General features: G+C 68.5%; 7 protein-coding genes. All 7 read right to left on the reverse strand.

Features of this window, described 5'->3' with window-relative positions:
* Position 1 precedes the first annotated feature (1 nt).
* On the reverse strand, positions 2 to 310 hold the full coding sequence (rpsJ, locus tag MIAR_RS13855; protein WP_193596815.1) for a 30S ribosomal protein S10: 309 nt from the start codon (positions 308 to 310) through the stop codon (positions 2 to 4).
* A gap of 774 nt (positions 311 to 1,084) precedes the next feature.
* The gene (locus tag MIAR_RS13860; protein ID WP_285637108.1) at positions 1,085 to 1,297 is read right to left on the reverse strand and encodes a hypothetical protein; all 213 of its coding nucleotides are present in this window, start codon (positions 1,295 to 1,297) and stop codon (positions 1,085 to 1,087) included.
* Between the two features lie 174 nt (positions 1,298 to 1,471).
* Positions 1,472 to 2,665, reverse strand: a complete 1,194-nt coding sequence (gene tuf, locus MIAR_RS13865) for an elongation factor Tu (protein ID WP_285637112.1) — start codon at positions 2,663 to 2,665, stop codon at positions 1,472 to 1,474.
* A 149-nt stretch (positions 2,666 to 2,814) separates the two neighbouring features.
* Positions 2,815 to 4,929 (reverse strand): elongation factor G, encoded by a 2,115-nt coding sequence (gene fusA / locus MIAR_RS13870; RefSeq protein ID WP_285637115.1) that lies wholly within the window; start codon positions 4,927 to 4,929, stop codon positions 2,815 to 2,817.
* Between the two features lie 80 nt (positions 4,930 to 5,009).
* Positions 5,010 to 5,480, reverse strand: a complete 471-nt coding sequence (gene rpsG / locus MIAR_RS13875; protein WP_017201608.1) for a 30S ribosomal protein S7 — start codon at positions 5,478 to 5,480, stop codon at positions 5,010 to 5,012.
* Between the two features lie 5 nt (positions 5,481 to 5,485).
* Positions 5,486 to 5,854 carry a 30S ribosomal protein S12 gene (gene rpsL, locus MIAR_RS13880; RefSeq protein ID WP_029145644.1) on the reverse strand — a complete coding sequence of 123 codons (369 nt, stop codon included), beginning with the start codon at positions 5,852 to 5,854 and terminating at the stop codon, positions 5,486 to 5,488.
* A 228-nt stretch (positions 5,855 to 6,082) separates the two neighbouring features.
* Positions 6,083 to 9,439 (reverse strand): SCO7613 C-terminal domain-containing membrane protein (locus MIAR_RS13885; RefSeq protein WP_285637122.1); only part of this gene is annotated, 3,357 nt, incomplete at its 5' end.

The raw sequence follows: 9,439 nt of genomic DNA on the forward strand, positions 1-9,439 counted from the left end.
CTCAGAGCTTGATCTCGATGTTGACATCGGCCGGAAGGTCGAGACGCATCAGCGAGTCGACAGCCTTGGGCGTCGGGTCGACGATGTCGATCAGACGCTTGTGGGTGCGCATCTCGAAGTGCTCGCGGCTGTCCTTGTACTTGTGGGGGGAACGGATCACGGCGATCACGTTCTTCTCCGTGGGAAGCGGCACCGGGCCGACGACAGTCGCGCCCGCACGGGTCACGGTGTCGACGATCTTGCGGGCCGACGTGTCGATGACCTCGTGGTCATACGACTTCAGGCGAATGCGGATCTTCTGTCCCGCCATTGTCTGCTCTCTCTCTATAAGCGTCTTACCGACCGGGGCCGGGTGACCCTGGGGCATTGGACGCACCTCGGCGCTGTTCACGCCTCGGCACTCGATCGGCTCCGAAGAGCCTCTCTGCGCACCACTGTTCTGCTGTCATTCCGCGCGCCGGAACGCGCGGCATCCGACTTCCTGCCATGCAGGCACACCAGGACCCCCGTGAGGAGGTGTCGGATTGTGTGTTCTGCTGCCCGCGGCCTAGAACCCTGCGCATGCTCGTGATGAGCGCGCCGCCTATGCACTTTCGTGGCAGTGATCCCGCGCATCACGAAGAGCGCAGGAATGTGGAACCTGTCTATTCTGCCATGACCGATTCGCCTACTGCAAACCCGGGCGTGTCGCGCGCCGATTCCGCGTGTTTCCGGGGCTCCGCGAGGCGCGGCTCAAGACGCTGGGCGGAGCATCCCCATGCTCCGCCCAGCGCTATGGGAGGCCCGGTGGGAGGGGACGCACCGGGCAGGAGGTGCCGACGAGAAGGGATGCCGGTCGCCTCGCTCAGGTGCGCGACCGGACGGTCGCGCAGACATGGCGATGCATCCGTGGTCGACCCACGTGCGCGGCACGGCGTTCCCCATGATGAATCCCCAGTCATTCGGATGCCGTGCCCCCACGGCATCCTTCGCCGCACAGATCCCCAGGCGGCGCTCACAGTCTAGAGGAGAATCCGGTTCCGCGACATAGCAGAGGGCGACGCACCTCACGGGTGCGTCGCCCTCCTGGATCCGGTGAGTGCTGTTACTCGTTGCCGACGGCTCCGTCGACGTTGTCGCGGACGCCGTCGATCTGCTCGGCGGCACCCGGGGCGACCTTCTTGGCGAGGTCAGCGGCTCCGTCGAGGAGCTTGTCGCTGATGCCCTCGGCCTGCTCGCTGTGCAGCAGCTCCTCGACCTTCTCCTTGTTCTGCTCGAACAGTTCCTTGCCCTGGTTGACGAGATCCTCGATGCCCATGGGTTCCTCCCCCTGTCGCTTCACGCAGTTCTCTGCGCCACGTACAGTTCTACGCGATGCGCGCGGCTCCGACAAGAGCCGGGATCGTCCCGGCGCGTCGGCGGCGGGCCCGCGGGGAAGACGAAAGGGGCCGGGCCCGAAGGCCCGACCCCTGAGGTCGCTTGAGAAGCGGAATTACGCGTTGATCTTCGTCACCGTGCCGGCGCCGACGGTGCGGCCACCCTCACGGATCGCGAAGCCGAGGCCCTCTTCCATGGCGATCGGCTGGATCAGCTCGACCGACATGTCCGTGGTGTCGCCGGGCATGACCATCTCGGTGCCCTCGGGCAGCGTGATGACGCCGGTGACGTCCGTGGTGCGGAAGTAGAACTGCGGACGGTAGTTCGTGTAGAACGGGTTGTGACGGCCACCCTCGTCCTTCGAGAGGATGTAGGCGGTGCCCTCGAAGTTGGTGTGCGGGGTGATCGAGCCCGGCTTCACGACGACCTGACCGCGCTCGACGTCCTCGCGCTTGGTGCCGCGGAGCAGCAGACCGCAGTTCTCGCCGGCCCATGCCTCGTCGAGCTGCTTGTGGAACATCTCGATACCGGTGACCGTGGTCTTCTGCGTCGGGCGGATGCCGACGATCTCGACCTCGGAGTTGATGGCCAGGGTGCCACGCTCGGCGCGGCCCGTGACGACGGTGCCACGACCGGTGATCGTGAAGACGTCCTCGATCGGCATCAGGAACGGCTTGTCACGGTCGCGCTCCGGGTCCGGCACGCTGTCGTCGACGGCCTGCATGAGGTCGAGGATCGCCTTGACCCACTTCTCGTCGCCCTCGAGCGCCTTCAGCGCCGAGACCTGCACGACGGGAGCGTTGTCACCGTCGAAGCCCTGCGACGAGAGCAGCTCGCGGACCTCGAGCTCGACGAGCTCCAGGATCTCCTCGTCGTCGACCATGTCGCTCTTGTTCAGGGCGACGAGCAGGTACGGCACGCCGACCTGCTTGGCGAGCAGCACGTGCTCGCGGGTCTGAGCCATCGGGCCGTCGGTGGCGGCGACCACGAGGATCGCGCCGTCCATCTGGGCAGCACCGGTGATCATGTTCTTGACGTAGTCGGCGTGGCCGGGGGCGTCGACGTGCGCGTAGTGGCGCTTCGGGGTCTCGTACTCGATGTGCGAGATGTTGATCGTGATACCGCGCTGACGCTCCTCGGGAGCCGAGTCGATCGAGGCGAAGTCACGCTGGACGTTGGTCTCCGACGGGTAGGTGTCGGCGAGCACCTTCGAGATCGCGGCAGACAGCGTGGTCTTGCCGTGGTCGACGTGACCGATCGTTCCGATGTTGACGTGCGGCTTGGTGCGCTCGAACTTGGCCTTGGCCACTGGGTCCTCCTCAGGACGTTCGTGTAGAGACGGCCGGGCACTGGATTGTGACCGGCTCCCTACGGGTTAGGTTTCTCAGTTTAGTAGAGAGGGAATGTGAAGTTGTAGGGAGCCCGGGATGCCGTTCGCACGGCATCCCGGACAAGGACTTACTCGCCCTTGGTCTTCTGGATGATCTCGTCAGCGACGGCGCGAGGAACCTCGGCGTAGCTGTCGAACTCCATCGAGTACACGGCACGGCCCGAGGTCTTCGAGCGCAGGTCGCCGATGTAGCCGAACATCTCGGACAGCGGGACCGACGCACGCACGACCTTGACGCCCTGGGCGTCCTCCATCGACTGGATCTGGCCACGACGCGAGTTCAGGTCGCCGATGACGTCGCCCATGTACTCCTCGGGAGTACGGACCTCGACGGCCATCAGCGGCTCGAGCAGCACGGGGTTCGCCTTGCGGACGGCCTCCTTGAAGCCCATCGAGCCGGCGATCTTGAACGCCATCTCCGAGGAGTCGACATCGTGCGATGCGCCGTCGATCAGGCGGGCCTTCACGCCGACCATGGGGTAGCCGGCGAGAACACCGGTGTTCATGGCGTCCTGGAAGCCCTGGTTGGTCGGCTCGATGTACTCGCGCGGGATGCGACCACCGGTGACCTCGTTGGAGAACTCGTAGGTCTTGTCGGCCGTGACCTCGAGGGGCTCGATCGTGAACTGGATCTTCGCGAACTGACCCGAACCACCGGTCTGCTTCTTGTGCGTGTAGTCGTGCTTCTCGACGGCCTTCTTGATCGTCTCGCGGTACGCCACCTGCGGCTTGCCGACGTTGGCCTCGACCTTGAACTCGCGCTTCATGCGGTCCACGAGGATGTCGAGGTGCAGTTCGCCCATGCCCTTGATGGTCGTCTGACCGGTCTCGGGGTTCAGCTCGGTGCGGAAGGTCGGGTCCTCCTCGGCCAGCTTCTGGATCGCGGTGCCCAGCTTCTCCTGGTCGGCCTTGGTCTTCGGCTCGATGGCGACCTCGATCACGGGCTCCGGGAACGTCATCGACTCGAGGACGACCGGGGCGGCCGGGTCGGCGAGGGTGTCACCCGTGGTGGTGTCCTTCAGGCCGATGACGGCGTAGATGTTGCCGGCGGTCAGCGAGTCGACCGGGTTCTCCTTGTTGGCGTGCATCTGGAAGATCTTTCCGATGCGCTCCTTCTTGCCCTTGGTCGAGTTGACGACCGCGGAGCCGGAGTCCAGGTGGCCCGAGTACACGCGCACGTAGGTCAGACGACCGAAGAACGGGTGCACGGCGACCTTGAAGGCGAGCGCGGAGAACGGGTCGTTGGCGTCGGGGTGACGCTCGATGACCTTCTCCTCGTCCTTCGGGTCGTGCGCCTCGATGGCGCCCACGTCGAGCGGGTTCGGGAGGAAGTCGACGACGGCGTCCAGCATCGGCTGCACACCGCGGTTCTTGAACGCCGAACCGCACAGGACGGGGTAGATCTCGTTCGCGACGACCATCTTGCGGATGGCGCCCTTGATCTCGGCGACCGTGAGCTCCTCGCCGCCGAAGAACTTCTCGAGCAGCGCGTCGTCGGTCTCGGCGACGGTCTCGAGCAGCTGCTGACGGTACTCCTCGGCCTTGGCCTGGAGGTCGGCCGGGATCTCCTGGATCTCGTACGACGCGCCCATGGTGACGTCACCCTTGGCATCGCCGGGCCACACCAGTGCGCGCATCTCGATCAGGTCGATGACACCGACGAAGTCGTTCTCGGCACCGATCGGGAGCTGCAGCACGAGCGGCTTGGCACCCAGGCGGTTCACGATGGTGTCGACGGTGTAGTAGAAGTCGGCGCCCAGCTTGTCCATCTTGTTGACGAAGCAGATGCGGGGCACGTTGTACTTGTCGGCCTGACGCCACACGGTCTCGGACTGGGGCTCGACGCCCTCCTTGCCGTCGAAGACGGCGACAGCACCGTCGAGCACGCGGAGCGAGCGCTCCACCTCGACCGTGAAGTCCACGTGGCCGGGGGTGTCGATGATGTTGATCTGGTTCTTGTTCCAGAAGCAGGTCACGGCGGCAGACGTGATCGTGATGCCGCGCTCCTTCTCCTGCTCCATCCAGTCGGTCGTCGAGGCGCCGTCGTGGGTCTCGCCGAGCTTGTGGTTGACACCCGTGTAGAACAGGATGCGCTCGGTGGTGGTGGTCTTGCCGGCATCGATGTGCGCCATGATGCCGATGTTGCGGACCTTGCTCAGGTCGGTGAGCACTTCTTGTGCCACGGGGGTTCCTCCGGGATGGTTCAGGAACGAACAGTTGGTGGGAGCGGATGCCGCAGGTCCTGCGGCATCCGCTCAGCCCGTTACCAGCGGTAGTGGGCGAAGGCGCGGTTCGACTCGGCCATCTTGTGGGTGTCCTCGCGGCGCTTGACCGCGGCACCCAGACCGTTCGACGCGTCCAGGATCTCGTTCTGCAGGCGCTCGGTCATCGTCTTCTCACGACGACCCTTCGCGTAGCTGACCAGCCAGCGCAGCGCGAGGGTGTTCGCACGGTGCGGCTTGACCTCGACGGGCACCTGGTAGGTCGAGCCGCCGACGCGACGGCTGCGGACCTCGAGGGTGGGGCGCACGTTGTCGAGCGCCTTCTTGAGGGTGGCGACGGCGTCCTGGCCGTTCTTCGCCTCGACGCCGCGGAGGGCGCCGTAGACGATCGACTCGGCGAGCGACTTCTTGCCGTCGACGAGGATCTTGTTCACCAGCGAGGTGACGATCGGAGCACCGTAGACCGGGTCGTTGACGACCGGGCGCTTGGGAGCGGGTCCCTTACGAGGCATCTAACTCAACCCTTCTTCGCGCCGTAGCGGGAACGAGCCTGCTTACGGTTCTTGACGGCCTGGGTGTCCAGGGCGCCACGGACGATCTTGTAGCGGACACCGGGGAGGTCCTTCACACGGCCACCGCGCACGAGCACCAGCGAGTGCTCCTGCAGGTTGTGACCCTCACCGGGGATGTACGCGGTCACCTCGGTGCCGTTGCGGAGCTTCACACGAGCGACCTTGCGCATCGCCGAGTTCGGCTTCTTCGGGGTGGTGGTGTACACACGGGTGCACACGCCGGCCTGCTGCGGGTTCGACTTCAGGGCGGGCGCCTTGGTCTTCGAGACCTTGGGCGTACGTCCCTTGCGAACCAACTGCTGAATCGTTGGCACGTTCTCTCCTAATAGTGCTGCACGGTGACAGCATGATGGGTTTCACATCATGACCCACCGGCAGGACGGAACCGTCCTGCTTTTGGTGTGATGGGTATGCCGTGGGGGCGAACCGGCGGTGCCGGCGCCCAGCATGCGCGCACAGCCGTGCGCACACCCGATCAAGTGTAATGCGGCGTAACCCCGACGGTCAAATGACGGCGGACGCCACGCCGGTCTCCCGAGATCTCATCGCAGATCCCGCATCCGCGCCACCACACTGCGGTCGGCGCCCTCGCGCCGCTCCCCCGCGACGGCGATGATCAGCAGCACCGCACCGATGGTCGCCAGCGTGATCCACCACGGCATGGACTCGATCCCCCGCCCGAGCTGCACGGCGAACACGAACACGTTCTCGACCGGAAGCACGATCAGGCCGATCACGAACGGCGCGGCCAGCCGACGCGCGGCCCCGACCAGGATCGCGGCGAGCGCGAGCACCATCACGAGGATCGCCCGCCAGGTGAGCGGATCCGTGAAGGTGGACACGACGGATGCCGACATCATCACGATCAGGCCCGGCGCGAGCAGCGGCCAGGAGCCCCGCCGGCCGTGCGGCCAGCCGTCCAGGGCGGGAGCGTCGCGTTTCGGCTCCGCTCCGACGGCATCCGCTCCCCTCGCTCCGCCCGCTCCCCTCGCTCCGCCCGCGGAGCGCAGGCCGAGGGCGCCGGCGGCGAGCAGGAACAGGCCGAGGGGCAGCGAGAACGTCTCCACGCGCAGCTCGCGGGGACTCCAGGCGACGACCGCGGTGATGAAGGCGAGGCCGAACAGCACCCACACGGGCGGGAGCGTCGTCGAGGTGCGGCGCGCGGTCAGCACCATCAGTGCCAGCCAGCCGAGCATGAGCGTCCACATCCCCCAGATCACGAACCAGTCCTCCGCGATCGCGGGCCACACGCCGATGCCGAAGGCGAGCGCTCCGGGCACGGTGAGCCAGCGAGTGGCGATGAGGCTCGCCTGCAGGGCGGGCGCTTCGCGCGGAGATGTGCGCTTCGCGCGGACGTTCTGCGCCGATCCGTCCGCGGCAGGCGCACTTTCCCGCGGCTGACGCACGGCCGATGCGGCAGATGCGGCGGATGCGGCGGAGCGCAGCATCCGCGCGGCGACGAGCAGCGCGAGTGCGGCCAGGGCGCTCGATCCCACGCAGAGCAGGAAGAGCCCGGCGTCCCCGCCCAGCACCGGCGACCGGTCCAGGCCGCTCCCCCAGCGCACCGCCTGCGCGGTGCCGCCGAGCGCGGCGACGGATGCCACCAGGATCGCGGTCGCGCGCAGCGGGCGCAGCCTCCGCGTCCGCGGACCCGCCGCCCTGCTCACGAGCGCGGCGAGTGCGAGCAGCACCCACGCCGAGGCGAGCAACGCATGCGCACGCCAGGGCACCTCGGCCGTGCCGCGGGCCGCGATCAGTAGCACCAGCACGGGGATGATCGCTCCGGCGAGACCCGCGGCGAACAGCGGGATCGCACGGGCCCCGCGCAGCGCGAGCAGCACGGCGATCAGTGCTGCGGCGAGCGCGGGCGGGAGCAGATAGGCCTCAGCCAGCTGCACGCCGTTCAGCGCCCACAGCGACCAGAGCGCGCCCGTGAACGCGACGCCGGCGACCCACCATCCGTACCGGCGCCCGGCGAGGAGGGAGGTGAGCGCCGCTCCGACGCCGAGCAGGATCAGCACGAGGCAGGCTGTGCCGAAGCCGGCCGCCTCGCGGGCCAGCGCCAGCAGCACGGCGATCGCACCGGTGAGCAGTGCGGACGCCTCGATCGCGACCCGGGCCGCATCCGCCGTGGCGGCGATGCGCCCGCGCGCGACGAGCCCATCGCGGATCATGCGCCCTGAGGGCAGCACCAGCGCGATGACCGCGGCGATGATCGGCAGCACGACCGGCGATCCGCTCCGCACCAGCAGCTGCGCGCCCAGGCACAGGATGACGACCGCGAGCGTCGGCACCAGCAGCCCCGCGGCGACCGTGCGGATCACGACTGTCAGACCCTCGCGACGCGTCAGCAGCAGGGCGAGGGCGAGCACGAACATCAGCCCGGTCGACAGCGCGGTCCAGCCGCTGCGCTCGAACACCACCTGGGCGACGCCCAGCGCGAAGGGCACGGTGGCGACGACGAGCACGGTCTGCCAGTTCCGCGCGTGCACCACAGGGAGGAACGTGGCTGCGACGGCCCCGAGAAGTCCTGCGGATGCCGTCAGGCTCAGCAGCGCGACGCCATCGACCCCGGCCAGCGACAGCGCCGTCCCGACCAGGACCAGGGCGTAGGCGTAGCCGATGCCCACGTGCAGGAGGCGCGCCGCCTCAGGGACGGTCAGCGCGGCTGCGGCGAGCACGACGAGGGTCGCGATGCCGGCATACGGCACGAGCGCCCGCTCCTGCCAGGACAGCAGAACCGCGACCGCCAGCGCGAGGTGCACGGCGATGACCAGGAGCACCCGCAGCGACGTCCATGCGGACGCCTTCCGGGCGGCGATGCCCGGCGCGATGTCGGTCGCGAAGTCGGGCGTGGTCTCGGCCACCGCACCGGCCGCCGCGGTGGCGGGCCTGACGCGGGCGAGGACGAGGGCGGTGCCCGCGGCCGCGATCAGCACCACGGCGATCCCGATCGGAAGCGGCAGCACGTGCGAGGCGGCCAGGCAGAGCACCGCCGCCGTCGAGTACAGCACCGTCACGACCAGCGCCGCGGAGCGCAGCGGGCGGATGTCCGGGCGGACGCGCGTGCACAGCGCGAAGGCCCCGAAGCCCGCCGCGATGAGAGCGAGGGAGAGGAGCATCGCCCACGTGCCCGACCCCAGGACCGGCGCGGAGCCCCCGTCGGCGGTTTCGGCGATGGCGAAGCGCAGCAGCGTGGTCCCGACGAACCCGCCGGTGATCACCGCCGGAGCGCTGGTCACGCCCGCGGCCAGGCCGGCGCCGACGGCCATCGGGATGCGCGAGGTGCGCTGCGGCAGCGGCACGAGTGCGCACAGGATCAGCGCGATCACGGCGCCGGCGGGCGGGAAGGCGATGAACCACGAGTAGTCGATCGATGCGGACTGCAGGAGTCCGGATGCCGCGAAGGCCCCTGCGCCCGTGATCAGCACGCCGGCGGCGAACGCCCAGGTCCTGGGGATCGTGCGGGTCGTCGCCAGTACGGCGTGCACGGCGAGCACCGCCAGCACCGCCGCGATCGACAGGGCGGTGGCACCGGTGAGGACGACGCGTCCGATCGCGAGGATCGTGACGATCACCTGCAGTGCGGTGAGTGCGGCGAGCTCGGCTGCGAGCGGGCGGCGGGATGCGAGCCCGGTGCCAGCATCCGTCACGGCATCCGGCCGCTCAGAGGCCGTGGATCCCTCGGCGAGGCCGGAGTCCGCGAGCACCGGCTCCGCGGTCGACGGCGTCTCGCCGTCGGCATCCGGTCCTTCGTCGCGCACCGGGAACCGGGGCGCGAACCGCGGCAGCAGGGCCATCAGACCGGTCGCCGCGAAGGCCGAGGCCGCCAGCCACAGTGCCGCGCCGACGCCGGTCTGCGCGGCGAAGCCGAGCATGGCGGGGGCCGCGGCGGGGCC

It is taken from the genome of Microbacterium arabinogalactanolyticum, assembly GCF_030268005.1.
Taxonomy (GTDB): domain Bacteria; phylum Actinomycetota; class Actinomycetes; order Actinomycetales; family Microbacteriaceae; genus Microbacterium; species Microbacterium arabinogalactanolyticum.